The organism is Vibrio sp. JZG10, from assembly GCF_054064075.1.
Window position 1 is genome coordinate 181,613 of record NZ_JBSUGE010000002.1, and the last position, 26,780, is coordinate 208,392.

The following is a 26,780-nucleotide window of genomic DNA, read 5'->3' on the forward strand; positions in this document are numbered from 1 at the left end:
GGAAGATGAAGAATGGAATCTATTGCTGATGTATTGGTTGTGGCTATTGTGTTCGGTGCCATATTTGGGGGCGGGATAATTAAGTTAATCTTGAATCATCGTAAAGAAGTAAGAGCCTTGGAGATATCTGAACGTAATACAATGAGCCAAGAAGAACAAGATAACCTTAACAAGCAAATTGGTGACTTGAAGCGACGCGTTGAAGTGTTAGAGCGCATAGTCACAGATAGCAAATATCAACTTGAAAAAGAAATTGCCTCTCTGTAATTCACCACAAAAACGTAAAGCCGGCTAAGTCCGGCTTTTTAGTGCCTGTACATCATAGTTTTAGGGTACTTAGCTCAGCGTTCGTCAAAGAAGTCTTTATCGCGGATGTATTTACTCATAAAGTGATAAGAGAATGGTCGCATCAACCAACTAAATAGGGAACGTCCAAGTCGAATGAACGTTGGCGTATTCTCGTATATTTTCCCGTTATACAACCATAGCATTTTGCCTACATGCCAATAGAGAAAAGGCACTGGCGGCATGAATGTCACGATGTCGATGTCGCAACAAATCCGGTAAGTTTTGTGCCCCAAACGGTAGCGTTTTTTAAAGGTCCAATCTCCAACTGCGGGCTGACCGAAAGTCACAACGCGTTTAATGCTCTTTGGGTATTTTTTCTCTATATAATCGGCAAAAACACTGCCAATCGCGCCACCTGAAGAGTGACCAGTAATGGTGATTCTTTTTCCCCTAAGAATGAGCGGTACAACGATACCTTCGAGGCGCTCGATCACGGTCAACCCCAACCGATCTTCATTTCGGCTCGGTAAACTTTCTTGAAACAGAAGATGATAGAAACCCGCGTGAATGCGGTAATTCAGTCCCAACCTTCGACAGCTTCTCGTCCACATCGCGAAGTTTAACAACCAATCACTGATACTGTGTGAGCCTTTAATTACTACGACCACTTCACTCTGTTTTTTACTCCAGAGCACGCGAATCATAATCTTACCGTGTTCATTTCTAATGACTCGTTGCCCATTAGGATCGAATCCGTATTGAGTTTGTCTGAAGACGCGAGGATAGGCGAGATTACAGAGTACGGCATAGCGCTCATATTGGTATCGTTTTAATGGTTTCACGTTATCTTTCTTTATGGAGCCTAACGACTGACTGTAATTAATGAATATTAAAAATACGTGAACCTAGGTTAGTGCTGGTAGAGGCTTTGTGTGTTGGTATCGTGGATGAAAGCCTCAAATTGGTCTAAGTGCGTTAAGATGGTCTGGCGCGAAGTATCGTGATGTTCACTAAGCACGTTAAGCAGCTTTTTCAGGGTCTTACGATCTTGTTTATTGAGGTTTACTGCCTCTTTGACCTGTGTGAAAAATTCAATTTGACTTGAAGTGTCGTTAAAATCACCGAGCTTGTCTTGCAATAGTTTTAATTGTTTCACGTTGTTTTTGTGCTGTGGGGAAGGGTAGAGTGCGGAAAACCCTTCTAGCAAATAACGCAGCGCTTTGCACTTTATCCTCATCGAGTGAATCACGTTGTCACGACTTTTGTCCGAGATCTTGCGTCGTGCTTTGTCGACCTTTTTAAATTGTTCGGAGACTTTTTGGCTTGCGAAGAGTAACGCTGGTACGTTGTTATCCACTCGTTCGTGTTGTGTACTTCGCAGCAGACTATTCCTGACCAAAGTGCAGTGCATAGTGTATTCTTTTGTCGCTAGCCAACGCGCAACTTTTGCCTGTTCGTAAGCACGTTCGGATTCTATAAAGCCAAAAAGCGGCTCAAGAGAGGGTTTGTGGTTTGGGAGCATTTCAATGTATTGGCTTTTGTCCAAGATAAATACGTCCAAATCACGCAGCTTATTTGTTTTCTTCATCATTATTTTTAAATGAGGTTTCAAAATACGCTGTTCAAAAGGAGGTATCAGTTCGCGAAGTAGTACGCATAGTGAGCGTATGCGCCTCAGTGTGACGCGATACTGGTGTGTATATTCAGGATCCAAGTCTTGGACGATCCCCTGTTCCAGAGAGCGTGCGTAATCAAATTCAGTAAGTAAGAAGTGGGGCACTACGAAGTCGAGTTCGGAATCAGTATGTAGCGGTAATTGAAATGATGACTTTCGAAACATGATGAGCGCTTATTTGTCCCCTGCAGTACGAGTTAAGTTTATACCCATATTGTCTATTTGTGCGACTTGTCGATTCCTCGTTGACATGAAGTGATGAAGCAAAGCAAACGAGAGCAAAGCATGCTGATGTTCTTGTGAGCAAAATGATCGCCCTTTGTTCGTTTGAGTTGGCTTTTTAACCATTTGAATAAAAAAGACTAATTTTTTGTTGACCAGATAAATTAATCCGTTAAAGTACGCCTCGTTCTCACGGCAAAGGCCGCTGAGACAGATGGTGTCTAACCCATCGCATGATTGCGTTGCCCTGGTGGTGGAATTGGTAGACACAAGGGATTTAAAATCCCTCGGCGTTCGCGCTGTGCCGGTTCAAGTCCGGCCCGGGGCACCATCAAAATCTTTGGTATCAGAGATACAAAATCAGAAAGGCGCCTTGGCAGAGTGGCTATGCAGCGGATTGCAAATCCGTGGACCTCGGTTCGACTCCGGGAGGCGCCTCCACTATTTCTAAAAACCGGCCTAGTGCCGGTTTTTTAGTATCTGGTATTGTCAAACTATTCTAATACACACTTTTTAATTGAATAATTAATTTTTGTACAAATACCAACCTCAATTATCAGTTAATCATTCTTTAACTAGTTTTCCCGAATGGCTATCTATAGCGTCATATTGTCACGTGATTTTAGCTCAATACTGAAAATAAAGTTGCACATATATCCTGCTTGTTTCTCTATATGTCTCTAGTTGATATTGCACTGTATCGCTCAGTCTGTCTTTTAATCGAGTATAAAACTAGGTGAGCAAAAAACTTTTCACTACTTTAATTTAACGTAAATTTAACAATTAAAGATGGATAATATTACTCAAGAGTTGTTGAGGTATATTATTCGAATGACTCGTTATTAAGTTAATGAATTTAAAGGTTATAATTTCATGCGATGAAATTGAGGTTGTTTTAGTTCAATTTCTACTTGTTTGATTTTTAATGATTTAAATTGGCTGTAGTGCAAGTGATTTATTAAAGTCATTGTTGAATACAAAGTTTGTTCATATAAAACAATCATAAGGTTATTTTAAGTAACTGACAAAAATGGACAAATTTATTATTACACAAACTTAACCTAAATTACTTATCGCTCTGGTTGAATTTTGACCGGTTGCTTTGCTATGATTCCGGCTCTTATATTTTTGGTGGTTATCCTTTTATAACCATGTTGATGTATATAGGAACATATTTGGCTTTATAGGCTAGGGCATTTTATTGCCTAAAATTTATATCATTTTACCCTACCATTTCTGCTTATATTGGCGGGAAGGTGAACTAGTTATTAATTTAAAATTAGGTGAAGCAGTGATAAAAAATATTAAAATAAATAGAACAATCCTAAATAAAGGGTTGTCATTTTTATTAGTAATATTCGCTTGTTTACAGAGCATCCATTACGCCAGTGCAGCAGGAAGTACGACGGGACAGCAAAATACATTGGTTATCCTGCTGAACTTCAAAGAAAACCCAAATGAGCAGCCATTAACTTTGTCAGAGGCAAATAATCTAATCTTTGGCACAGTAAATGACTTCTACCGTGAAAGCTCTTTTGAGCAAATGTGGCTATCTGGGAAAGTCGTGGGTTGGTTTAATCTACCGTTGTCTAATCAGGTTTGTGATTTTACCGCTGTTCAAGATGCAGCGGATCAAGAAGCCATCGCTGCGGGAGTGAAGCTTGAAGAGTACGATCGTATTGTTTACTTGATGACAAAAACGGCATGTGGTGTCGCTGGATCGGCAACTATTGATGGCATGCCTTCACGCGCGCACATCAATGGTGATTTTTCTCCGATGAACATCGCTCATGAGCTTGGACATAACTTTGGTTTGCATCACTCTCGTGCACTTGATTGCGGCGAACATACGCTTTCAGACAACTGTACGTTGCGTGAATACGGTGATACCTATGATGTAATGGGTGGTCCAGACATCGGCTATTTGAATACTTTCCAGCGCGAGCGACTAGGATGGCTAGAGGGAGAGCACGCTTCAAAGACACTGGAAGTTACTCAAAATGGTACTTACTCCATCGCGAATTACGAGACGACTAGTGATCAGCCAGTTACGATAAAAGTACCTCGTGGTACTGATCCTTCTACAGGTGCAAAAAAATGGTTTTACATTGAATACCGCCAGTCTATTGGGTTTGACGACTTTTTAGATGCTCGTTCTTACTCGTTCTATCGTGGGGACGTTACGGATGGCATCATCATTCGAAGCGCTGTAGAAGGCGATGGACGCAGCAGTAATCTGCTTCACTTTAAAACTGATTCTGAATATCGTGCGGTTTTTGGCCGAAATGACTGGTTTGACCCATCTATGCCGGTCGGTGGTAGCTATACTGACCCAGACTCAGGTGTAACATTGAGTTTGGTGAGTGCAGCGAACGGCATCGCCGAAGTAAGCGTTGTCTTTGACGGCTCTGACAACGGTAATATCGGGACTTGTACTGTTAATGCTCCATCAGTAACTGCGAAAGCTGCAACAAACAACTCGGTTGCAGCCGGCGATGAGGTTCAATATCAGGTCACTATTACTAACAAAGATAGTGCAGATTGTTCAGCGAGCAGTTTTTCTGTGAACGCGTCAGTGCCAATTGGTTGGAAAGCAAGCAGCAATGCAATCACGCTAGCAGCAGGTGAAACCGGACAAGTAATGATATCAGTCGTATCTTCGGTTGACGCTAGTGATAAAGACTATGCTTTGAAGATGATCGTGACGCACGGGGAGGACTCAAGTCTGCAAACCGCAGCATCCGTGAATTACTCTGTAACTACTGAAATCTCGCCATCACCAGAGCTCGTTGCTGTTGATGATCAGGTGACTATGTTTTCGAAACAGTCGGTGATTATCGATGTGATGGCAAACGATGTTGTTGGAGAGCAAAACTCTGCAAGCGTGGTTTCTTTTACTAGACCAAGTAAGGGGCGACTAGAGCTGTTATCAGGTGGCACCCTGCGTTACACACCTGAGAAGAAATTCAAAAATAACGACAGCTTTACCTATACCATAGGTGATGGTCAAAGCAGCTCGACCGCTCAGGTCTCAGTGAAGTTAGAGTCCTCATCTGGTGGCGATTCTGGCAACTCTGGTAACAATGGAAAAGGTAAGAATAAATAGAACGATATAGTTCGAAAGAAAACGCCTGACGAGTTAACGTCAGGCGTTGTTTTATTAAGTTGTAAGTAGGCCTTATTCAGGGCAGCTAACAGGCTCTGGACAAGTTGGACATAGCGTACATTCTGCAGACGCTGTTATCGCTTCTACGACAACATTACCGAAGATAGTTTCACCACTCGCATCCACAGTATCTGTAAACGCTCTGACTTCTTCACCCGGTAATGGAAGGCCTTCACCATCTCCTGGGATTGGCTCGTAGTTACCAGTAAAGTCGTAACACTCAGCAGGCGCAAGCATACCAACCTGGATTGGATTCGAGTCTTTGTTGTCGATTACGACAATGCCGTCAATGGTGACATTGGAGGTATTACATACACTACCACTGTAATTGACTTGAAGACCGTATTCATTAATACCAGTATCTTCAAATCGATTCACGACGACGACACTACAGTCTTTCTCTAGAGACAATGAACCAGGGATGTTTTGGCTTGGGCATTCCCAATCTGCGTTGTCAGAAACCGCAACATCACCACCAGTTTCAAGTGCTGCGCTTACTTCTGCATAGTTAGTGATACCGTTTTGGTCAATAATAAACGAACCATTAAACTCTTGCGTTTGTCCAACGGCGAGCATCGCTAAATTGAACACATGGTCACCAGCAGCCATATCGTTGTCAACGGCTGTAGTGTCTGTTGCCACAACATCATACAATGCAAAGTCACCGGTGTTTTCTACAGTGAGTTTATAGTTGTATTTCAAAGTGTTACCATTGACAACATCACCAAATGTACAAGTTTTAGTGATTTTAATGTCTGGTACGCCTGGTGTGTAACAGAATGAAATATGACTTAAGCCATAGTATCTACCGTTTTTACCCACAGGTGCATGTAGTAAGGCATCATCTTGATACAATAATCCATCTGTGAAGTAGTTATATAGGTTTCCGTCAGGACCACCTTTAACGAAGATAGCTTGCATAATCACAGGGCTATCACCTTGATCCCAACTGAAGGTTTTTGCCCCAGGTTGTTGATCAATAACCACTTCAAGCATGCCATCACCGAAAGTGCCGTCTGTAACTGGCTCAAGCTTGTATTCTATCAAACCATCGATCCCTGGAAGTAATTGTTGACAGGTGTTATTCCCTTCAACAAATATTGGTTGCACGCCTCGGCTTGAAGGGTCGCCAGCGGATGCGTAAACAATTTGAGAGCTCAGCACTAAGCTAACCGCTATGACCCAAGTAAACAGCTTAAACATGCTGCTGATATTGATCGCTGTAAGTATATTCTGGCTACATAAAGTGGAACAACGGTAACTCTTACTGCCCCACCAAGAGTTAAATATGGTTTTCATAAAACCTCCTTGTGTAAGTGGGCTCGCTACGTCCTTGAGCCCACATACGTGATAGTTTTCTCACAGAGTTAAACTGCGCCAGTTGACTAGCATAGAGTGTTCCATGTTTAACCTTTTGTATTTGTTGATTATTTTTTATTTTTGTACAGAGGGGTGAACAGTTTGTTTATATTTTCATAAATGATTGAGCTAAAACTTATTCGCTAAACGACTGAATATGTTTTAGTTAAATGAGTATTCAATTAGATGTGTAAAGGATGTAACACTATGCAAACAGGTGTTACACATCACCTTCACATTAGTTGGGGCAGGTGAGTAAGCGTCTATTTCATATTCATAGTGGACAGTTTCAATACCGTCGCTTTTGTGCATCTGTCACAGGTGTAAACAATAAAGTGTCAATCTGTAACATTATCCTAGAACACGTATATATCTTTGTTATCGTAGGTTTTTTGTCTCTTTTGTTTTCTTTCTCTTTCTTTAAAATTGAACACTCTGTTCATTCTCTTCGCTGTTGAAAATATTTAGTTTAATAAAATCATAACCTTAAGTGGTGGCATGCTCTATGCGTTATACGAGCTCGAAACGAAAGTTGTATCTCGCTTTCACTTTTTCTTAAAAGGCAATTAATGACATAGGGACCTTCGTCTAGCTTTAGAAGCGTTCTAAGGAGTAGGTTATGAATTCTTGTAAGTCAGGTATCTGGCATACGATGAAGAGCTTTCTTTATGCAATATTTACAAGCTTGCTAATAGGTAGCTCTGCATTTGCAACACCAACAGATGGCGTGTTTGAGTTAGAAGCAAATGCTAATGCGATAGATGACTCTGGAGTAGGTGCTCCAGATGACTGGTCAACGCCGCCAAACATCGGCGGAGCACAAGTATTTAGCTTTGAGAATGACACGGCAACACCGGATACAATATTTACTGGTGGTAATAAAGACATCAAAGACATACCGGAACTTGGTTGGAAGACTGGTACGGTACTTGATAAAGGGGACATTCTTCATGCGTATGCGGCAGCATATATTATCGACAATGATCTAGTACTCACCTTTGGTGCAGACCGTTTCGGTAACAGCGGTGATGCCTTCTTAGGTTTTTGGTTTTATCAAGACTCAGTGGGTCTGAACCCTGACGGTACATTCACGGGTCAACATATTGCTGGAGACCTTTTGATTCAGGTGAATTATTTGCAAGGGGCAAACGATGGCCCTGAAATTTTGGTTCTTGAATGGGACACAACTTGTGCGAAAGCTGCTAACAATGATCCACAAGATGGTCAGTGTGCTGCGACAAACTTACGTTTGAAAGTTAAGACAAATGCACTGTGTTCACCAGGCGCGCAAGATGTGTGTGCTTCAACCAATACAACTGACTCACCTGCACCATGGGCGTATACGCCAAAAAGTGGTGTCGAAAATGTCTTCCCTCCAGAAACCTTCTTTGAAGGTGGTGTAAACCTTACTGAACTTCTACAAACAGACACCTGTTTTAGCTCATTTGCAGCCGAAACAAGAGCATCAAGCAGTATTACCGCTCAGTTGAAAGACTTTGTGGTTGGTGACTTTGAGTTGTGTAGTGTTGATATCACTAAAACATGTAATCAAGCGGTCGTGAATGAAACAGAAGATGGTTACGTTTACTCATACAGCGGCGACGTGATTAATGATGGTGTCGGTACGCTCTACGATGTTGTTGTAGAGGATTTAGAAGCAGGTACTACACATAGCTTAGGTGCCATTGCTTCAGGTGACAGTGCTTCATACAGCGGCAGTTTTGAAAGTACAAGCAATGGTCTAACTAATACGGTGAAAGTCACAGCAGCTGCGACTCCGGGTGGCCAAGCGACCATTAGTGATACCGCAAGTGATCCATGTGAGTCATTGAGCTTGTCTCCAATGATTAGTGTAACGAAATCATGTGAAAGCGGCTTCAAGCTTACTGAAAATGGTATCATTGCTGAAGTGAGCTTCTCGGGAATGGTATGTAACACAACGCCTGGACTTACTTTAGTGAATGTTTCTGTTGTGGATGACTCAGGTACGCCTGAGGATGCTTCTGATGACGTGACAGTAGTGGATAATATCGAACTCGCTTCGGATCAATGTCAGTCTTATACTGGTAGTTATATCCCAACGGCATTTAGCAATGCAGAAACACAATCTTTCCGTGATACTGTGACGGCGGTTGGTTTCTTGAAAATCGATAATACTCAAGCGACGAATACAGCTTCTGCAGACTGTGATATTTGTCCTGCACCAAGCAACTAATTGACGTCATGTGAATAAAAAGCCTGGAGTATTCTCTAGGCTTTTTCATATGAATTTCGTGATTTAGTTCGGTTTCCCTTTACCGTTTCCACCACCATTCCCACCAGAAGTCGATTGTAAGGTGATACTAATCGTCGCGGTTGAAGAAGATTGACCGTCACTGATCGTATAAGTAAATGAATCATTATTCTTAAACTTCTTCGAAGGTGTGTATTCAATGGAGCCATCACTCAGTACACGGGCGCTGCCTTTGTTTGGCTTAGCGACCGTAATCGCAAGAGAGGTCGATTGTTCAAACGAGTCATTATTTAACTGCTCGATGCGAACGACGGATTTATCACTGATCGTTACGCTATCATTCACCGCCTCAAGTGGTGACGTTGACTCAGATAACACTGTGTAAGATAGCTCGGTTTTGGCTGATTGTTCATTTTCAGCATCTATAACGTCAACGGTTATGCTGTAAGAGTTCGGCTGAGCATCGCTGTTTGACGTAACCATGACCGTCGTTTCTGCACTCATGCCGGAAGGAACCGTCAAGGCACTTGCGTCATAATTCCATCCGTCAGGAAGGCTTAAAGCCGTTGTATAGGTCGCGTCTGCACATTCTGTATTGTTCTGGTTCGTCACTTTAAGATTATACGCTAACGTTTCTCCGGCATTAGCATCAGAACCTGATAGTGGGGTTAGAGAGAGTAGAGGCGATGTCGCAATACATTGCCCGGATTCACCACCAAATATGACACTGACCTGTGCGTTTTGACCATTAGCACTTTCCAAAGTAATCGACACGCCTGTTTTTGGATCGGTGAACGTTCCACCAATTGGAAGAGCAGGGTCTTCCCAGTCATTACTCCCAAATAATTGTTTGAAAGTGGAGTCAGGCTTCATGTGTAGCAAGCGGCTACTTTTAAGATCACCGTCTGTCGCTAGGCGCACAACCACACCTTCTGTCACATCTTGGCGGTATACGATGTACGAACGGTCACGTAAAAAGCTGTCGTAGCCAAGAGCTTGTCGATATTCAACGTAAAACCATTGGCGCTGACCTGTAATTGGATCGGTACCTCTTGGGATTTTTAAAACTTTTGATGAAGTACTTTCAAAGTCTTCATAGGCATCAATAGAGTAAACACCATCACTAGAAATGATTTGAGCAGGGGAGGTCTGCCACCCTAAGTTTTCCAATTGGAAGGCGCTAAAGTAACCCATATCGTAGTTACCCATTGTATCGTAGCTATCACCGTACTCTATGACACGACAATCACCAGCTAACGTACCGTCTTTACAGTCGAGTGCGGAAGCGTGATGCAATCCAAAATTATGTCCTAATTCATGGGCGATAACTCGAGGCTCGAAAACCGCATTTATTGACGCTCTAGAGGGAGTTACTCCTTGACTACCAGAGCCTTCTGATGCACATCCAGTTTTGGTTGTTAAGTAGATAAAACGGTCATAGTTTGATAGTTGATATCCCGCAGTTTCAGCCATTTTGTTGGCTTCCGCTGCTACAGCATCATCATCGCAAATTTGGTTTGATATCGGTAAGGTGAATGTTCCAGCAACATCACCAGATAGCCAAAGTTGCCCCTGGGACATTTGCGAATAGAAGTCGCTAACGGTATTAAAAACAACATGATGGGCGTCTTCTTTAGAGATCGGGATCTCTTGAGGGTTTTCTTGGAAATTGACGAGTACAACTAATGTTTTTTGTTCACCACTAGCCACTTGCTCAGCATAAACCTCTGATGAAAAAGAATATGCTGACACGAGGGTTACAAAGCCAAGAGCTAGCAAGCGTAAATTTGACGCAACAAAGCCCAATTGAGGGAGGATGACCTTCTTCAATTTATATACCTACTTAATATTTTGATATTAAATGAAATTACAAATTCATAATGTTTTAAATAAAATAAATACCGAGCTCTACCCAAATAGAACCAGTAATTATCAAGTGTGCATTATGTTTTATAAAGTTTGTTTTATATTTGTGTGTGTTTATTACTTTTAAACACGAGGCGAGATATTAGCAGAAGGGGTGGTTAAAATTCAACCATGCATTTCGGTTTTTATAAGTTTATGAATTATAATGTTTAACTACTTTTTACTAGTGGTTTTTATAAAAATAATAAGAAATAATATTGTATGCAACAAAAGCAGTCACAAAGACAGTAATAATATTACACCGTGTAGTATGCAACACTCTTAATTGTTTGTTATTTCTTTTGTTTCCTATATAAATGACTTATTAAAAAAATAAGACGCTATCAATTCCGTAGAGAAAATTGTCAAATTAAAGAAATATTAATTTCAAAAAAAAACAAGAGAATTATTATATCTGGATATAGGCAACGCCATTTTTGCCATTTTTCTTTATCTCATACATTGCATGATCGGCTTTTTGATAAACTTCATTAAACTGTTGTTTTCCTTTATCAAATAGACAAACACCGATGCTCATTCCAATCGTTACTTTATTTAAGTCCTGATTTATCGCAGGAATGATGGAACTTAAGAGTCGATCACAAAGTTGAGATATTTCTTCTTGATTTGAATAAGAGCTTAAAACGACAAACTCATCTCCTCCTATGCGTCCGACTTGAGACTTGCTTGGCGCAAGCTCTGTTAAGCTATTGGCGATATTAATGAGGAGAGTATCACCAGTATGATGGCCTAGCTGGTCGTTAACTGCTTTAAAATTATCTATATCAACAAACACTAAGGCAGACTGCTGAGACGGCTTGGTTTGAGGTTGATGATTAAAGTTTTCCTCAATTGCTTTTCTATTTAACAGTCCGGTCAATGGATCACTCGAAGCTAACTTAGCCAGTTGCTGCTCATATCGCTTTTCTTTTGTAATATCGATATGAGTGCCCATCATGCGTAGTGGTTCGCCATCAGAACCATACTCGACGATGCGCCCTCGATCGTAGACCCAACTATCACTGCCGTCTTTATGAATCATGCGATGAACTACCTCATAAAGGTCGGTTTTGCCAGCTAGGTGATCTTCAAATGCACCCACCGCAAGATCATAATCTTCAGGGTGGAGATTGTTTTTCCACGTTTCAACCGTCGCGGTTAACTCATGGGGCTGATAACCTAGCATTTTGCCCCACTGCATATTGAATATCGTCAAAGTACCTGAAGGAATATGCTGCTCCCACAAACACAGTCCATTACTGTCGAGTGCAGCATTCAACTTTTCTTGTAGTCGCGCATTCTTCCGCTTCAGCTCTTCATTTTCTTTTTCTAAGCAGGCAATTCGAGTTAGATATTCTTCCATTTTGCGCATAATTTACGTCGTTTTCGGAGCGACAATATACGAAAAATACTTTGCAATTTCTATGATTGAGCTTGGAGATATAGGTATTGAATATGCGGTAAATAATAAAGAATCGGTGATGTTACTTAAGAGCAGCAAAGTAAATGCTTGGAAAAACAAAGAAGGAAATAGGGGATAAGCGAGGGGCTCTCCTGGTGCAAAGTCATAAATGAGGCCTTTGCACCGGGACTACTGAGGGTTAGCGGTTTAGTGCACCACAACGCTCAGGCTGGTAGGTGATATCGACAATTTCAATTGTCTTCACTTGATTATTTGGCATTGGCCATTCAAGTTTTTGACCAACAGACAAACCGATCAGTGCGCTGCCTACGGGCGCAAAAATGGAAATATCATCACTGCTTTTCAGCTCAGATGGGTAAACCAGTGTCTTTGTCATGGTTCTATCTTCACCTGCAAATTTAAACTCTACAGTTGAGTTCATCGTGACCACATTATCTGGCATTTGTTCTGGCTCAAGAACCGTCGCACGGTCTAGCTCTGCTTCTAGCTCAACAAGCTCCGCCGCGATGTTTGGCATTTTATCCAACAAAGCCGTGATTCGGTTCATATCTAAGCTTGAAATGTAGATAGAATTGTTTTCTGACATTTTATGACTCCCAAATAAAAGGCCGCCTCACAAACATGGGACGGCACTCTATATGTCAATTACGGTATCAATCATATGGATTTTATTCCATATGAACTAAATCAGATTCTAGTCTTTATAGTGCGACTTAGCTAGTAAAAGATTTTTGTTGTGAGACTTGATTTTTCTAAAACTTTCAGTCACTTCAGTTGTTCACCTTTAATAGCCTTGAAACTGCTAGGTTAAAACGAATGCTTTGTTTTTAAACAAAGCAGGGTTTATCGTTAGCGTGGTTTAACTCGACAATCATTGCCATTCTGTAAAAGCCAAAACTGTATAGCCCTTTATGAGCATGACTGCGGTTATCTCATTTTGTAAAAACTACCAACATCCGTTAATAAATTACCTTTTATTCTTCAATATCAAGATAAAAACGTTCATCTACCCCTTTAGGGTAGTTTGAAATTGTAATTGATTTACATCATGTATTAATTTTCTTTCACAATTAACAATGAGCTCAGTGATAAGAACCTAACCCTTAGGAATTATAATGAGCAAGTTGAAGCTAGTAGTCATCGGTAACGGTATGGTAGGGCACCGTTATATTGAAGACTTAGTCGAGAAAGCTGATATCTCTAATATGGAGATTACCGTTTTCTGTGAAGAACCTCGTGTCGCATACGACCGTGTGCACCTTTCCTCTTACTTTTCTCACCACACTGCAGATGAACTTTCTTTAGTGAAAGAAGGCTTCTACGAGAAACACGGCATCAATATGTTGATCGGTGAACGTGCGATTAACATTAACCGTGAAAACCGCATTGTTTACTCAAGCACTGGCCGTGAAGTTCAATACGACAAGCTGATTCTTGCTACAGGCTCATTCCCATTTGTCCCGCCTATCAAAGGTCATGAAAGCAAAGACTGTTTTGTTTACCGCACGATCGAAGATCTAAAAGCGATTGAAGCGTGTGCGAAAAACAGCAAATCAGGCGTGGTTATCGGTGGTGGTCTGCTAGGTCTTGAAGCGGCAGGCGCATTGAAAGCACTAGGTGTAGAAACGCACGTTGTTGAGTTCGCACCAAAGCTAATGGCTGAGCAACTTGATCTAGCTGGTGGTAACCAACTTCGTCAAAAAATCGAGCGCATGGGCGTGAACGTTCACACTAGCAAAAACACGCTTGAGATTGCGGCAGAAGGCACAAACGCACGCAATGTTATGCGTTTTGCTGACGGCTCAGAGCTAGAAACAGACTTCATCGTATTCTCTGCAGGTATTCGTCCACAAGACAAACTAGCTCGTCAAATGGAGCTAGAAGTTGGCCCTCGTGGTGGTGTTGCCATCAACGACCACTGCCAGACTTCTGATGAGAACATCTACGCTATTGGTGAGTGTGCGTCTTGGAACGACATGTTCTACGGTCTTGTTGCTCCGGGTTACAAGATGGCGACGGTTGCCGTTGATCACCTACTAGGTAACACAGAAAGCAAATTCGAAGGCGCTGACATGTCTGCGAAGCTGAAATTGTTGGGCGTGAAAGTAGGTTCTATCGGTGATGCGAACGGTCGCACTGAAGGTTGTAAGAGTTACGTTTACCAAAACGAAGAGCAAGAAGTTTACAAACGTCTTATCGTTTCTGAAGACAACAAGAAGCTGCTAGGTGCAGTACTAGTAGGTGACACGTCTGATTACGGCGATCTGCTTCAACTAATGTTGAACGAAATCGACCTACCAGAACACCCAGATGCGTTGATCCTTCCTGCACACGCAGGTGCTGAGAAACCAGCACTCGGTGCGGATGCACTACCAGAAAGCGCAGTGATCTGTTCATGTTTCGACGTAACCAAAGGCAAGATCGCTCAAGCGGTTGCTGATGGTCACCACACATTGGGTGACATCAAAGCAGTGACTGGCGCAGGTACAGGCTGTGGTGGCTGTATTCCTCTAGTGACTTCAGTACTCAACGCCGAGCTTGCTAAATCTGGTATCGAAGTGAAAAACGACGTGTGTGAGCACTTTGCTTACTCGCGCCAAGAGCTGTTCCACCTAATCCGTATTGAAGAGATCAAAACGTTTGATGAGCTTCTGGAGAAATACGGTAAAGGTTACGGCTGTGAAGTATGTAAACCACTTGTGGGCTCTATTTTGGCGTCTTGCTGGGGTGAGCACATTCTTAAGCCACAACTGGTTAAGCTGCACGACACGAACGATAACTTCCTAGGTAACATCCAAAAAGACGGTACTTACTCTGTGATCCCACGTATGGCGGGTGGTGAAGTAACGCCTCAAGCACTGGGTGCGCTAGCGAACGTTGCTGCTGAATACAATCTATACACCAAAGTAACCGGTGCTCAGCGTATTGGTCTGTTTGGTGCTCAAAAAGACGATCTTCCAGAGATCTGGCGTAAGCTTATCGACGCTGGTTTCGAAACAGGTCAAGCATACGCAAAAGCACTTCGTATGGCGAAGACCTGTGTTGGCTCAACGTGGTGTCGTTACGGCGTTCAAGATTCTGTTGGTTTAGGTTCTTACATCGAGAACCGTTACAAAGGCATTCGTACACCTCATAAGATGAAGTTCGGTGTTTCTGGCTGTACTCGTGAGTGTGCGGAAGCACAAGGTAAAGACCTTGGCATCATCGCGACTGACGCAGGTTGGAACATGTACGTATGTGGTAACGGTGGTATGAAGCCTCGTCACGCAGACCTACTTGCAAGTGACCTAGATAAAGAAACGCTAATCAAGTATATCGACCGCTTCATGATGTTCTACATCCGTACTGCTGCGCCACTACAACGTACATCGGTTTGGATGGAAAACATGGAAGGTGGCGTTGACTACCTACGCGAAGTGATTGTTGAAGACAAACTTGGCATTAACGCTCAACTAGAAGCAGACGTAGCGAAGCTTGTAGACGAGTACGAGTGTGAGTGGACTGCAACCATCAATGACGAATCACAACTGACTCGTTTCGCACACTTCATCAACTCTGACAAGCGCGATGACAATGTTGTGTTTGTTCAAGAGCGCGAACAGCATCGTCCAGCGACCTTCACGGAGAAACATCCTGAAGCGAAAGGCGACATCCTACACGTAGCGATCACTGAAGCATAAGGGAAGGTTGAACATGTCATTTGAAAAGATTTGCCAAATCAACGACATCGTACCGGGCACTGGCGTTTGTGCACTGGTTGATGGTCAGCAAGTTGCGGTATTCCGCCCAACACAAGCAGAAGAAGTGCTGGCGATCAGCAACACAGACCCGTTCTTCCAATCAAACGTGCTTTCTCGCGGTTTGATTTGTGAGCACCAAGGCGAACTTTGGGTAGCAAGCCCACTTAAAAAGCAACGCTTTAACCTGAAAACAGGTGCTTGTATGGAAGACGAGCATTTTAACGTGAAAGCGTACAAAACGCGCGTAACCAACGGTGAAGTAGAAATTTCTGCATAAGCTTGGTTTGCATTCCCTCCTCCTTAAGGGGAGGGAATGCACTGAGTACTTAGATTCAATAGACAAAGGCTTTCCAAGCGTCATCTTTGGGGAACAGGGAAGCGAGATGATGTCGACAGCAGTGGGTGTCAACGGGAAGCCTTTCTCTATTCAATCTTTAACTTTTTAACTTTCAATTTTGAATAAGGACACATTCATGTCTACAGACTTTAAACCTGCTGAATTCGTGCAAACCATGATCAACGTGGGTGAAGCGAAAATTAATACCAGCACACGAGATCTTCTGCTTCGCGGCACGATGGCAGGCGTTATTCTGTCTCTTGCAGTGGTGGTTGCTATTACCGCGATTGTACAAACGGGCATTGGCCTTGTGGGGGCGCTTGTTTTCCCTGTGGGCTTTGTGATTCTCAGTGTGATGGGTTACGACCTTGTCACAGGTGTTTTTGGTCTTGCTCCTTTGGCTAAGTTTGCAAACCGTCCTGGTATCACTTGGGGTCGTATCTTCCGTTGTTGGGGTCTTGTAGGCTTGGGTAACCTTATCGGTTCTCTAATTGTGGCTTACCTAGTGGCTATCTCACTAACCGGTAACTTCTCTCTAGAACTGAACGCAGTAGCGAAGAAATTTGTGGCAGTTTCTACCGCACGTAGCCTTGGTTTTGAAAACATGGGTATGGACGGATGGATCACGTGTTTTGTACGCGCTATCTTCTGTAACCTAATGGTGTGCCTAGGCGTGATCGGCAACATGACGGCACGTTCAGTATCTGGTCGTGTAGCGATGATGTGGTTCCCAATCTTCATCTTCTTCGCGCTAGTATTCGAGCACACCGTGGTAAACATGTTCCTATTCCCACTGGGTATGATTCTAGGTGCGGATTTTGGTATCGCGACTTGGTTGAACTTCAACCTTATCCCAACCATCCTAGGTAATATCGTTGGTGGTCTCGTAATGACTTGTCTGCCACTGTATCTAACTCATGCGAAAACAGCGCCTTCTATCTGCGTAGCTGAAGAAGAAGTAAACGCAGAGCCGGCAATCGCAAAATAAACCGCTTTATATGGCCCTATCTTTTGCGGGTGGGGCTATTCAACTCATTTAACTTTCATAGATATTGTATTGATTTAGCTATAAAAAGTAATAACTCCTTGGGGTAGTTTAAACCTTAAGTTAATAACGTGAGTGTTACTCTTTATATCCAAATTTCCGATAGGCATTGATATGACTACTGCAAACTCATCTTTAAACAGCGGCTTTGTTTCTTTAGTTGGTGCGGGTCCGGGCGATCCAGACTTGCTGACGGTCAAAGGTTTGAAAGCGATTCAAGCGGCTGAAGTTGTGGTGTACGACCGATTGGTATCTAAAGAGATTCTAGAGTTAGCACACGTATCCGCCGAGATGATTTATGTCGGGAAAAAGCTCGATTTTCACTGCGTACCACAAGACCAGATCAATCAAATCTTGGTGCAGAAAGCGCAAGAAGGTAAACGCGTTGTGCGCCTAAAAGGTGGGGACTCATTTATCTTTGGCCGTGGTGGTGAAGAGTTGGAAGAGCTAGCCGAATTTGGTATCAAATACGAAGTGGTTCCGGGTATTACGGCGGCGGCGGGCGCGACGGCTTATGCTGGTATTCCATTAACACACCGCGACCATGCACAAAGCGTTCAATTTATCACTGGTCATGTACAAAAAGATGGTCGTGAGATTGAATGGCATTCACTAGCGCAATCCAACAACACACTTGTGTTCTATATGGGGTTGAAGCAAAGCGGCCATATTATGGATAAGCTGGTCACTCACGGGTTAGATCCTGAGATATCATGCGCCATTATTGAAAACGGTACGCGCCCAGAGCAGCGCGTGTTCCAAGGAAAGTTGAACGAACTTTCTGAAATGGCTGAGAAGGCGATCAGTCCAGCATTGATCGTCGTTGGCAGCGTGACTCAGTTGCACAACAAACTAGACTGGTTTAGAAAATAAGTTCGTCTAATGGTTAGATTTTGCAGGGGCTATGACGTCTCTGCATTTCTTGCTTACGCATTGGCATTTGATCAATCAAGTTGTTGATAAATGGCCAATCCGTTTCTGCGCCCCATCGGTATTTCTCTTGGCCATCTTTACCAAGTAAAATTGCGGTATGTGAACCTTTTTCAATTTCATACAGCTTGGCAAGCATTTTCAAATCAAATTCTTCTTTGAGCCAAGCTGGAGACGTATAGCCTTGTTCTGTAATGACTAATGTGACCACATCTCTGTCTTCCAACTCACATTCATTCATAAGTGTTTCTAGTAAGAATTGTTTAACGTATTCATCGTTTTCTGGAGCGAAGTAAAGCACACTCCGATGCGGCCAGTACTTTGAATGTGCTGGATAACCGAATGCTGTCGATGACAAGATACAAGAAAGTAGTATCACTAGTAACTTTCCGCCCATGACAGTTCCCCTAGAAACCCAAATACCGTTTATACGTTAAGTTTAGTGGAATTGGCTCATTGTGCTTTTTCCAAAACTGACTTAGGGTAGGCAGCAAATAAATCAAGCGTAGAAAAGATGAATTCAGAAAGAAAACAAAAGATCGCCATTTTGGTTGATGTACAGAATGTGTATTACACCTGTCGCGAAGCTTATCGCAGTAATTTTGATTACAACCAGTTTTGGTATGTTGCGACGCAAGGGAAAGAGGTGGTGAGTGCTCGTGCTTATGCCATCGCGAGTAACGATCCAAAACAGCGTCAGTTTCATCACATTTTACGCGGTGTTGGGTTCGAGGTAATGCTTAAACCCTATATTCAGCGTCGTGACGGCAGCTCGAAAGGCGACTGGGATGTCGGTATTACTCTTGATGCGATTGAAATTGCCCCTGAAGTTGAAGAAGTGATTCTCGTTTCTGGAGATGGGGACTTTAGTCTTCTGGTGGAACGAATTCAGCAGCGCTTCAATAAAACGGTGACCGTTTATGGTGTGCCTAAGCTAACATCCCAAACTCTGATTGATTGTGCAGATAACTTTGTCGCGATTGATGATGACTTCTTACTGTAATCACTAACGTGACAAAGAAAAGGCGAGTCATTCAGGCTTTACGCTAACGTACAATGACTCGCCTCTAATTTATTGTTGATTTGGCTAATTATGAAGGAATGATCATTTGTCCTAACAAGTAGCCCAGACAGCAAGCACCAATCACTCCAATCAAACCTACCGACATAAATGAATGGTTGAAGTACCACTTACCAATCTTAGTGGTACCTGACGTATCGAAGTTCACTGTCGCGATGTCTGAAGGGTAGTTCGGAATAAAGAAGTAACCGTATACCGCAGGCATTAGGCCGATAAGCAGTGCAGGATCCAGACCCAAGCCAAGACCGACAGGCAACATCATACGTGCAGTCGCTGCTTGAGAATTCACCACAACCGATACAATGAACAACGCAAGCGCGAACGTCCAGGGGTAGCTGGTTACCATCTCAACGATGCCAGATTTGAACTGAGGCATTGCGTATTGGAAGTAAGTATCTGACATCCAGGCGATACCGAAGATAGCAATCGCTGCCACCATACCGGATTTAAAAACAACGCCGTTTGGTACGTCACGTGGGTCAGTTTTGGTTGCAAGCAAAATGATACCGCCGAAGCAGAGCATCATCATTTGAATCACAACGGCCATGCTGATTGGTTTCGCGCCATCCACTATGGTACGAATGTCCGGCCACATCGCGATAACGACGATAACCAAGATAGAAGCGATGAACAGCAACACAGAGTTACGAGCACTTGTTGGTAGCACTTCATCAAGAGACGTTGCAGTGGTGTTGAGGATCTTTTCACGCCACACCGGATCTTTTAAACGCTCTTGGTATTCTTCATCGTCTTCCAGTTCTTTACCGCGTTTTAGGCTGTAAAGTGACATCAGCAACGTACCGAATAGCGTCGCTGGAACAGTAACGAGCAAAATAGAAAGCAGAGTGATCTCGTGCTGAATATCAGAGAGTTGTGCCAAGTAGTAAACGACTGCCGCTGAAATTGGAGAGGCCGTAATCGCGATTTGCGAAGCGACGGAAGCGGCTGCCATTGGACGTTCCGGACGAATGCCGTTTTTCAGTGCAACGTCGCCAATGATTGGCATGATGGAGTAAACCGCGTGACCTGTGCCGAGCAAGAAGGTCATAAAGTAAGTAACAAAAGGAGCGATCAGGGTGACGCGTTTTGGGTTCTTACGAAGCACACGTTCGGCAACTTGCAGCATGTATTTCAAACCACCAGCCGCTTCAAGAATGGATGCACATGTTACCACTGCCAAGATTATCAACATAACGGTGACAGGAGGGGAGGTTGGCGGCATCTTAAAGATGAAGACTTCAATCACCAAACCAATACCAGATACGACCCCAAGGCCTATACCACCATAACGTGAGCCGATATACAGCATCACGAGCAAAAATAGAAACTCAAGATACAACATGTGGATTTCCTTATTCAAAACAGGGGGCTATATAGCCAAATTACTTAATTACATTGTCCCGATATTCAGAAAGAAAATACTTCATGTTGTTCACACTCCTTTGGATAAGAAACAGCAATATTCAATTATTGGCAATAACTCACGCTACACAGGGAAACTGTTAACACAGTTTTATCAGGGTGTTTTTATGCTGTGTATTTTTGCGATCATGTCAGCGCTAAATGCGAAGAGGTTTAAGAGTTTGTTGCTATTCATCGCATACGTAACCAGACCTTACGGGCGCAAAGAGCTTGAAAATAGAGGCAGAGACCACAGATGAGAATAGCCTCTTGTTATGTAAACACAAAGGATAATAGTTTGCATTGCGATTAGTGCTTGGGTATAAAGGTGTCAGAATGACTACACCAACAATAAACCATCATGTCTGAGCAATTTTTCCCGCAACTATTTCAAACTTCGAGTGAGATTACGCCTTACCTTCACGGTGATATTGGCGAAATAGGGCAAGAAGTTATTCATATCGAAAACGATATCAATCCGATCATTCAAGGCCTTTACCAACAGTTGTCTGAGGCTCATCCGGAAGCGGGAAAAGCGTATTGGTTGACGAGAACGTGGGATTTGTTGTGTTGGCAGCCTGTTTATGTTGCGTTCATTTCTATTTACGGTTTCCACACGTTGCCAAACATTCGTGAGATGGCGCAGCAACTCAAGCCTTGTTTTGTGTCTGGATATCGATTCGCTGATGAAACACATATACATGGTAAGCCAGAAGAATTAATAAAAGAGGCCGGACGTCAAATTCGAGAGTGTTTCGATTTCTACCAACAAGAAATGAGTCAATGGACGCGCATTCGCCCAGGCTTCACTCATCAATTGATGTCGGATGGGATCATGGCTTGTTTGATTCGTCTTCAACAGCGTTTTCCGCAAATGACCAACACAACATTACGTGAGCATGCCATCTTGTGGTTACAGGCATTGGGTTTAGATGCCAACAATAGTCATTCACTTTATGAGACATCACTGGATCAGCCGCTCAAATTGGTCAGAAAAAGCTGTTGTTTAGTCTATAAATGTGAAGGCAGAAAGCTTTGTGAAGATTGTCCTCGTTTAGAAAAAAATCGACAGCTTATGAGCAAGCATAATCCTAATTAACATTTGGTTAACTTATGTAACAGTGCTCGATTTGAGAGTGAGAATAAGTATCATTGCATGCTCTTGTTGACAACAAAAAGATAAATACAATGATAAAAAGGACGTTTTCTCTTAATCTCATCGTACTTGCGATGAGCAGTGGATACGCAGTTAGCTCAATAGCTGCGGAAGAACTTCAACAAACATCAACACCAAGTGATGAACAAATGGTGGTCGTGGGCAGTGTGATGCCGAAATCGATTTCTGATATTCCAGGAACGGTTTGGTTTGTAGGGCAAGAGGAAATTGCTCAGCAATATCGCGCGGGCAAGACACTTGGTGACATTCTTTCTGCAACCATCCCTTCTCTAGACGTTGGTACGGGTGGTCGAACTAACTACGGCCAGAACCTGCGTGGCAGAGCAATGTTGGTAATGATTGATGGTGTTTCACTGCAGTCTTCTCGCCCGATTAGTCGTCAGCTTGATGCGATTGACCCATTCAACATCGAGCGAATTGAAGTACTATCTGGTGCAACTTCCATTTATGGTGCTGGCGCTACAGGTGGTGTTATCAACATTATCACCAAGAAAGCGTATTCGGATGCATTGTCATTTGAATCGTACGTGAGTGGCACTACAGGTTTTAACAGTAGCGACGATTTTGATTACAAATTAGCCCAGTCTATTTCCGGTGGTAACGATCGAGTTGCCGCTAGGGGTTCGGTTGTGTACACCGAGACACAAGGTGCATTTGACGCAAATGGCGACATTGTCACGCCAGATATCTCCCAAGGATCTCTGCAATACAACTCGACGCTCGATGTGATGGGATCGACAGAGATTCAAATCTCCGATGCCAGCAAGTTAAACCTTGTCGCACAATACTATGACAGCCAGCAAGATTCGCCATACGGCTTGTACATTGTTAACAATAAATTTGTTGATGTACGAGAGGGATTCGATTCCGATCGTGAACACGGTACAGAGCGAGTTCTCTTAAGTGCGAACTACGCTCACGACAGCGTATTCGGCCATCAACTGATTGGCGAGTTGTCTTACCGAAGTGAGGACCAAACGTTTACTCCTTATTACCAAGGTGCTTCTCAGCAAAAGACAGAGGTTTTTGCTGGACGTTTGGCACTGGCAAAAAACTGGGAATCATTCAACCTTGTTTATGGTGTTGATGCGTATTTAGACCGTTTTGAGAGCAATCAAGCTCTGTTCGATCCAAGCATTGCAAACAACTCTGGAAACTTGATTAATAAAACGTACGCCGAAGTTGGTCGTTACCCAGGTGTAGATGTAACGTCTTACGCAATGTTTGTTCAAGGTGACTATCAAATTAATCAAGATTGGTCTGTTCAAGCAGGCTACCGCTATCAATACATGGACAACAAGATTGATGACTTTGTTGCCTATAGCGTACAAAAGAAGATTGCCTCGGGTAAGGGGGTGTCAGCGGATGCGGTACCAGGTGGCAGCACCGACTACTCTATAAGTCTGTTTAATTTGGGCACCATTTATCAGCTTAATGATGAATCTCAACTTTGGGCAAACTTCTCCCAAGGTTTCGAACTTGCTGACCCTGCGAAGTACTATGGTCAAGGCAGCTATGATGCTGTGGATGCAAACGGTCATTATGCGTTGAACAACAGCATTAATGTGTCTGACTCAAAAATGTCAGGTATTAAAACGGACAGCTATGAGATCGGTTACCGTCTTGATACCAACTCTCTTGCGCTTCAGGCGGCAGGCTATTACTCGCTTTCAGACAACTCCATCAAGTATGATAGAAAAACGTTGTTGATTACGAATGTTGACGACGAGCAGCGTGTTTACGGTGCAGAAACAAACATCAATTACTGGGTGACCCGCGATATCCTGTTAGGGGCATCAGGACACTACGTAGTTTCTGAGCTGAAAACCGATGGTAAATGGGAGGATTTGAGCGCAGGTAAAGCCAGTACGTCTAAGGCTAATGCATGGGCTGCATACTACCAAGATTCGTACTCAATTCGTCTACAAAGTCAGACGATGTTTGATTACGAAGATGACGCCAACAATAAGTTGGAGGGCTACACCACGTTTGATCTTCTGGGTAATGTAACACTACCTGTTGGGCAGTTAGGCTTTGGTATTCAAAACCTATTTGACGAAGACTACACAACCGCTTGGGGTCAACGTGCGCAGATTCTTTATGCGGCACACTACGATGCAGCAGCTTACGACTACAAAGGAAGAGGTCGCACATTCACACTGAACTACAGTGTTGAATATTAAAGTCAATTCTCTCCGTACAATAAACAAAAAAGCCGCATAAAGCGGCTTTTCTTTTAGGCTTGATCTGTCGGCACTGTGTCTACAACATTTTCCGTGCTTTCCGAAGCTTGGTTTTGCTCTTCAGCTTCCATTTTTGCACGTTCAGCTTTGGAGATATAACGCGGCTTATTGCTCTTATGTAGCTTAGCGTTATGCTTCTTCTGCTTCGCTTTTAAGATCTGATTGATTTTCTTCTTGCGGTTCATGGTGGTGGTCCTTTAATTTAGCGGGGCAGGATAGTTATTTTTTTATCAAGTTACAACTAAATAAGCCCTTACGTCGGTCGCAAGATTCAAGTACGTTTCTATGTCCAATCATCTCTCGCGTTTTAATGGAGTCCAAATGAAAACACTGATCACTGAACGTTTGATATTACGTCTTGTGAGTGTAGATGATGCACCATTCATATTAGAACTTTATAACCAACCAGACTTTTACCGTTTTGTCGGAGATAAACAAATTCGTACTGAATATGAAGCGGCGCGTTATATAAAAGAAAACATGCTACGCATGCAAAAAGTTAAAGGCGTGAGTTTACTCTTAGTAGAGAAAAAGGACGATGGACGGCCGATCGGTATTTGTGGGCTAGTTAAACGTGACACATTGCAACACTACGATCTCGGGTATGGTTTTTTACCTTCTGCTTATGGTTGCGGCTACGGAGTCGAATCGGCAACCGCGGTGCTGGAATATGCTCGAGGGGAAATGAAACTCGATAAGTTGGCTGCCATCACCAACAATGACAATATTCGTAGTATAAGTTTGCTCAAAAAACTGGGCTTTGAGTTTGAACGAGTTGAGCAGCAATACGATAATGGTCGAACGTTAGAACTTTACACAATGACGTTGTGATTTTTGGAAGCTCATGAGCGATATTTTACTTGGCAAGCTCGCCACTGAATTTAAGACGGTAAAAGCCATGGTAGAGGTTTACTGTCACGATCACCATGGAACAAAAAGTGACTTGTGCTCAGAATGTCGTGAGCTGCTTGAATACGCAGAAGTTCGTCTTGACCGTTGTCCTTACGGAGAGAATAAACCGACGTGTAACAAGTGTCCGATTCACTGTTATAAACCGGATCCGAAAGAGCAAATGCGTTTGGTGATGCGTTACTCTGGTCCCAGAATGCTACTGAAACATCCCATCTTGGCGGTTCGTCATTTACTTCATGAAAAGCGCGCGGTACCGGAAAAACCTGCAGCGAACGCGTCAAACCGTCACAAACGTTTATCTAAACAAAAAAGCGAAGAATAAAAAACGAGGGCGACATGCCCTCGTTTTCGTTGAGTAGAAGTTGCGTGGTTAGAGGCCAGCGGCCATACGCTGCTTAGTTTTGCTCGCTGCAAGTAGCATGTATACGCCAGTCGCAACCAAAGCGGCAAACAAGTAGCCTAGTAAGCCGTGTTCTTGGCCCATAAATTTATCAGCCACAACCGGGCCAGCAACAGAGCCAATGCTGTAGCTGAACAGCATGACTTGTGTAGCAGAGACAATAAAGCGCTCATCAAGTCCTTCACAACCTAAGTTGATCGCAATTGGGTACAAGGCAAAAGTAGCTGCACCTAAAAAGAATAAAGCAGCAGCTAATACCACGGCTGACGATGAAATAAAGGTCAAACCGATCGAAAAAATATCCAAAATACAGAAGAACGCCATTAGCACTGTGCGGCTCATGTATTTGTTCAATGTGGTCACCATTGGTTGAACCAACATGCCACCTAGGATCACTAATGCCATCAATGTACCAATGTCTTGATGGTTGATTTTACGGTTAGTTAGCTCAACAGGCATTAATCCGTAGATCGCGCCTAAGGTCAAACCTGATACAACACAACCAATAATTGCAGCATGGTTTAGCTTGGCAATTTGCTTAAATGACAAAGCGGTTGATTCATGGCTGTTTGGTTGTTCACACTCAATAAACATCAGCACCAACATCGCCATTAGGATCAGCGTTGTGATTGCAATGAACGGAACACCGCCGCTGACGCCAAGTACACCAATACCAAATTGGCCTAATGCAGAACCGCCATAAAGCGATAGCATGTACAAGCTCAAACGTTTTGCACGTGATGCTTCGTCGCCAGACATTAGCCAAGATTCAACAATGACAAAAACGCCCGCAACGGCAATACCTGCGATAAAACGAGCAGCAAGCCACACTAACCCATTAGCAAAAACGGGTAGCGTGACAATCGTTAGCGAGAATGCCGCTAAGCAGCCAATAAACGCTTTACGGTGACCCACTTGACGCACGACACGTTCAATAAACATCGCGCCGACCAATAAGCCGCCATAAAAAACACTCGCCAACCAACTCGCATAATCTGCTGAGATGTTGTATTCACCGAGCATGAGAGGGATCAAGCTCATTAAATAGCCCGAAGCCACCGCATAAAGAGACAGTGCGACGACTGGAACTGTAACTCGTGGTGATGCTGCAGGAACGACTGTGTTTTCCACTGTTTTGCGCCTATAAGTTAAATGAAATCTATGGGTTATTCGGCGCGAATATGAGGCTAATAGTTAGGCAAGTAAAATGATTAATTTAAGTCGTTTCGACAAATAATATTTG

The 26,780-nt window shown here is 43.1% G+C and carries 22 protein-coding genes and 2 tRNA genes; 14 read left to right on the top strand and 10 right to left on the bottom strand.

Going from position 1 to position 26,780, the window contains the following annotated elements; genetic code table 11:
• Nucleotides 1-12 precede the first annotated feature (12 nt).
• Nucleotides 13-267, top strand: a complete 255-nt coding sequence (locus ACWYVB_RS03360; protein WP_012842214.1) for a hypothetical protein — start codon at nucleotides 13-15, stop codon at nucleotides 265-267.
• Between the two features lie 74 nt (nucleotides 268-341).
• Here ACWYVB_RS03360 and ACWYVB_RS03365 read toward each other — a convergent pair whose 3' ends face one another.
• Both ACWYVB_RS03365 and ACWYVB_RS03370 read right to left on the bottom strand, forming a co-directional pair.
• On the bottom strand, nucleotides 342-1,130 hold the full coding sequence (locus ACWYVB_RS03365) for a lipase family protein (protein WP_047009223.1): 789 nt from the start codon (nucleotides 1,128-1,130) through the stop codon (nucleotides 342-344).
• Between the two features lie 68 nt (nucleotides 1,131-1,198).
• Nucleotides 1,199-2,128, bottom strand: coding sequence for a CHAD domain-containing protein (locus ACWYVB_RS03370; protein WP_457527976.1), 930 nt, complete (start codon nucleotides 2,126-2,128; stop codon nucleotides 1,199-1,201).
• Between the two features lie 301 nt (nucleotides 2,129-2,429).
• On the opposite strand from ACWYVB_RS03370, the gene ACWYVB_RS03375 reads away from it, so the two are divergent.
• From ACWYVB_RS03375 to ACWYVB_RS03385, 3 genes are all read left to right on the top strand, one after another.
• Nucleotides 2,430-2,516, top strand: a tRNA-Leu gene (locus tag ACWYVB_RS03375).
• A gap of 36 nt (nucleotides 2,517-2,552) precedes the next feature.
• Nucleotides 2,553-2,626, top strand: a tRNA-Cys gene (locus tag ACWYVB_RS03380).
• 982 nt (nucleotides 2,627-3,608) lie between these two features.
• Entirely contained in the window at nucleotides 3,609-5,291 is a 1,683-nt protein-coding gene (locus tag ACWYVB_RS03385; RefSeq protein ID WP_457528145.1) for an Ig-like domain-containing protein, read from the top strand.
• 72 nt (nucleotides 5,292-5,363) lie between these two features.
• Here the strand turns inward: ACWYVB_RS03385 and ACWYVB_RS03390 are convergent, their stop codons facing one another.
• Complete coding sequence (locus ACWYVB_RS03390; RefSeq protein WP_301575996.1) at nucleotides 5,364-6,650, bottom strand: DUF11 domain-containing protein; 1,287 nt, start codon at nucleotides 6,648-6,650, stop codon at nucleotides 5,364-5,366.
• A 679-nt stretch (nucleotides 6,651-7,329) separates the two neighbouring features.
• On the opposite strand from ACWYVB_RS03390, the gene ACWYVB_RS03395 reads away from it, so the two are divergent.
• Nucleotides 7,330-8,925, top strand: a complete 1,596-nt coding sequence (locus ACWYVB_RS03395) for a hypothetical protein (protein WP_104973722.1) — start codon at nucleotides 7,330-7,332, stop codon at nucleotides 8,923-8,925.
• A 63-nt stretch (nucleotides 8,926-8,988) separates the two neighbouring features.
• On the opposite strand, the gene ACWYVB_RS03400 is transcribed toward ACWYVB_RS03395, so the two are convergent.
• The 3 genes from ACWYVB_RS03400 to rnk form a co-directional block, all read right to left on the bottom strand.
• A complete protein-coding gene (locus ACWYVB_RS03400) occupies nucleotides 8,989-10,773 on the bottom strand; it encodes an Ig-like domain-containing protein (RefSeq protein WP_457527979.1) in 1,785 nt (594 codons plus the stop codon).
• A gap of 484 nt (nucleotides 10,774-11,257) precedes the next feature.
• Nucleotides 11,258-12,211 carry a GGDEF domain-containing protein gene (locus ACWYVB_RS03405; RefSeq protein ID WP_046875474.1) on the bottom strand — a complete coding sequence of 318 codons (954 nt, stop codon included), beginning with the start codon at nucleotides 12,209-12,211 and terminating at the stop codon, nucleotides 11,258-11,260.
• 238 nt (nucleotides 12,212-12,449) lie between these two features.
• The gene (gene rnk, locus ACWYVB_RS03410) at nucleotides 12,450-12,857 is read right to left on the bottom strand and encodes a nucleoside diphosphate kinase regulator (protein ID WP_005394604.1); all 408 of its coding nucleotides are present in this window, start codon (nucleotides 12,855-12,857) and stop codon (nucleotides 12,450-12,452) included.
• Nucleotides 12,858-13,386: 529 nt separating this feature from the next.
• On the opposite strand from rnk, the gene nirB reads away from it, so the two are divergent.
• The 4 genes from nirB (at nucleotide 13,387) to cobA (ending at nucleotide 18,266) form a co-directional block, all read left to right on the top strand.
• Complete coding sequence (gene nirB, locus ACWYVB_RS03415; RefSeq protein WP_256966025.1) at nucleotides 13,387-15,951, top strand: nitrite reductase large subunit NirB; 2,565 nt, start codon at nucleotides 13,387-13,389, stop codon at nucleotides 15,949-15,951.
• Nucleotides 15,952-15,964: 13 nt separating this feature from the next.
• Nucleotides 15,965-16,288: a nitrite reductase small subunit NirD gene (gene nirD, locus ACWYVB_RS03420; RefSeq protein ID WP_182033633.1), complete on the top strand. Its 324-nt coding sequence runs from the start codon at nucleotides 15,965-15,967 to the stop codon at nucleotides 16,286-16,288.
• A 196-nt stretch (nucleotides 16,289-16,484) separates the two neighbouring features.
• Nucleotides 16,485-17,336: a formate/nitrite transporter family protein gene (locus ACWYVB_RS03425; RefSeq protein WP_182036261.1), complete on the top strand. Its 852-nt coding sequence runs from the start codon at nucleotides 16,485-16,487 to the stop codon at nucleotides 17,334-17,336.
• Nucleotides 17,337-17,507: 171 nt separating this feature from the next.
• Complete coding sequence (gene cobA / locus ACWYVB_RS03430; RefSeq protein WP_457527983.1) at nucleotides 17,508-18,266, top strand: uroporphyrinogen-III C-methyltransferase; 759 nt, start codon at nucleotides 17,508-17,510, stop codon at nucleotides 18,264-18,266.
• A 13-nt stretch (nucleotides 18,267-18,279) separates the two neighbouring features.
• Here the strand turns inward: cobA and ACWYVB_RS03435 are convergent, their stop codons facing one another.
• A complete protein-coding gene (locus ACWYVB_RS03435) occupies nucleotides 18,280-18,720 on the bottom strand; it encodes a DUF4174 domain-containing protein (protein ID WP_012842228.1) in 441 nt (146 codons plus the stop codon).
• A 117-nt stretch (nucleotides 18,721-18,837) separates the two neighbouring features.
• Between ACWYVB_RS03435 and ACWYVB_RS03440 the strand changes: the two genes are divergently transcribed.
• Nucleotides 18,838-19,326, top strand: a complete 489-nt coding sequence (locus ACWYVB_RS03440) for a LabA-like NYN domain-containing protein (protein WP_005394594.1) — start codon at nucleotides 18,838-18,840, stop codon at nucleotides 19,324-19,326.
• Between the two features lie 88 nt (nucleotides 19,327-19,414).
• Here ACWYVB_RS03440 and ACWYVB_RS03445 read toward each other — a convergent pair whose 3' ends face one another.
• Nucleotides 19,415-20,746, bottom strand: a complete 1,332-nt coding sequence (locus ACWYVB_RS03445; RefSeq protein ID WP_104972636.1) for an anaerobic C4-dicarboxylate transporter — start codon at nucleotides 20,744-20,746, stop codon at nucleotides 19,415-19,417.
• Nucleotides 20,747-21,166: 420 nt separating this feature from the next.
• Between ACWYVB_RS03445 and ACWYVB_RS03450 the strand changes: the two genes are divergently transcribed.
• Nucleotides 21,167-21,904 carry a siderophore ferric iron reductase gene (locus ACWYVB_RS03450; RefSeq protein ID WP_457527986.1) on the top strand — a complete coding sequence of 246 codons (738 nt, stop codon included), beginning with the start codon at nucleotides 21,167-21,169 and terminating at the stop codon, nucleotides 21,902-21,904.
• Nucleotides 21,905-21,993: 89 nt separating this feature from the next.
• The gene (locus tag ACWYVB_RS03455; RefSeq protein ID WP_457527987.1) at nucleotides 21,994-24,165 is read left to right on the top strand and encodes a TonB-dependent receptor; all 2,172 of its coding nucleotides are present in this window, start codon (nucleotides 21,994-21,996) and stop codon (nucleotides 24,163-24,165) included.
• Nucleotides 24,166-24,218: 53 nt separating this feature from the next.
• On the opposite strand, the gene ACWYVB_RS03460 is transcribed toward ACWYVB_RS03455, so the two are convergent.
• On the bottom strand, nucleotides 24,219-24,410 hold the full coding sequence (locus ACWYVB_RS03460; protein WP_012842232.1) for a DUF2986 domain-containing protein: 192 nt from the start codon (nucleotides 24,408-24,410) through the stop codon (nucleotides 24,219-24,221).
• Between the two features lie 136 nt (nucleotides 24,411-24,546).
• Between ACWYVB_RS03460 and ACWYVB_RS03465 the strand changes: the two genes are divergently transcribed.
• Nucleotides 24,547-25,056, top strand: coding sequence for a GNAT family N-acetyltransferase (locus tag ACWYVB_RS03465; protein ID WP_104970738.1), 510 nt, complete (start codon nucleotides 24,547-24,549; stop codon nucleotides 25,054-25,056).
• 13 nt (nucleotides 25,057-25,069) lie between these two features.
• Nucleotides 25,070-25,459 carry a nitrous oxide-stimulated promoter family protein gene (locus ACWYVB_RS03470; protein WP_005394584.1) on the top strand — a complete coding sequence of 130 codons (390 nt, stop codon included), beginning with the start codon at nucleotides 25,070-25,072 and terminating at the stop codon, nucleotides 25,457-25,459.
• Nucleotides 25,460-25,507: 48 nt separating this feature from the next.
• Here ACWYVB_RS03470 and ACWYVB_RS03475 read toward each other — a convergent pair whose 3' ends face one another.
• Nucleotides 25,508-26,668 carry an MFS transporter gene (locus ACWYVB_RS03475; RefSeq protein WP_457527989.1) on the bottom strand — a complete coding sequence of 387 codons (1,161 nt, stop codon included), beginning with the start codon at nucleotides 26,666-26,668 and terminating at the stop codon, nucleotides 25,508-25,510.
• Nucleotides 26,669-26,780: the final 112 nt, after the last annotated feature.

Excerpts from the sequence above, each read along its gene's own strand:
- nirD (WP_182033633.1), top strand. The coding sequence starts at position 15,965 with ATGTCATTTGAAAAGATTTGCCAAATCAACGACATCGTACCGGGCACT.
- ACWYVB_RS03465 (WP_104970738.1), top strand. The coding sequence starts at position 24,547 with ATGAAAACACTGATCACTGAACGTTTGATATTACGTCTTGTGAGTGTA.
- ACWYVB_RS03455 (WP_457527987.1), top strand. The coding sequence starts at position 21,994 with ATGATAAAAAGGACGTTTTCTCTTAATCTCATCGTACTTGCGATGAGC.
- ACWYVB_RS03390 (WP_301575996.1), bottom strand. The coding sequence starts at position 6,650 with ATGAAAACCATATTTAACTCTTGGTGGGGCAGTAAGAGTTACCGTTGT.
- ACWYVB_RS03425 (WP_182036261.1), top strand. The coding sequence starts at position 16,485 with ATGTCTACAGACTTTAAACCTGCTGAATTCGTGCAAACCATGATCAAC.
- ACWYVB_RS03460 (WP_012842232.1), bottom strand. The coding sequence starts at position 24,410 with ATGAACCGCAAGAAGAAAATCAATCAGATCTTAAAAGCGAAGCAGAAG.
- ACWYVB_RS03405 (WP_046875474.1), bottom strand. The coding sequence starts at position 12,211 with ATGGAAGAATATCTAACTCGAATTGCCTGCTTAGAAAAAGAAAATGAA.
- ACWYVB_RS03370 (WP_457527976.1), bottom strand. The coding sequence starts at position 2,128 with ATGTTTCGAAAGTCATCATTTCAATTACCGCTACATACTGATTCCGAA.
- ACWYVB_RS03470 (WP_005394584.1), top strand. The coding sequence starts at position 25,070 with ATGAGCGATATTTTACTTGGCAAGCTCGCCACTGAATTTAAGACGGTA.
- ACWYVB_RS03435 (WP_012842228.1), bottom strand. The coding sequence starts at position 18,720 with ATGGGCGGAAAGTTACTAGTGATACTACTTTCTTGTATCTTGTCATCG.
- ACWYVB_RS03360 (WP_012842214.1), top strand. The coding sequence starts at position 13 with ATGGAATCTATTGCTGATGTATTGGTTGTGGCTATTGTGTTCGGTGCC.
- ACWYVB_RS03445 (WP_104972636.1), bottom strand. The coding sequence starts at position 20,746 with ATGTTGTATCTTGAGTTTCTATTTTTGCTCGTGATGCTGTATATCGGC.
- ACWYVB_RS03450 (WP_457527986.1), top strand. The coding sequence starts at position 21,167 with ATGTCTGAGCAATTTTTCCCGCAACTATTTCAAACTTCGAGTGAGATT.
- nirB (WP_256966025.1), top strand. The coding sequence starts at position 13,387 with ATGAGCAAGTTGAAGCTAGTAGTCATCGGTAACGGTATGGTAGGGCAC.
- ACWYVB_RS03395 (WP_104973722.1), top strand. The coding sequence starts at position 7,330 with ATGAATTCTTGTAAGTCAGGTATCTGGCATACGATGAAGAGCTTTCTT.
- cobA (WP_457527983.1), top strand. The coding sequence starts at position 17,508 with ATGACTACTGCAAACTCATCTTTAAACAGCGGCTTTGTTTCTTTAGTT.
- ACWYVB_RS03440 (WP_005394594.1), top strand. The coding sequence starts at position 18,838 with ATGAATTCAGAAAGAAAACAAAAGATCGCCATTTTGGTTGATGTACAG.
- rnk (WP_005394604.1), bottom strand. The coding sequence starts at position 12,857 with ATGTCAGAAAACAATTCTATCTACATTTCAAGCTTAGATATGAACCGA.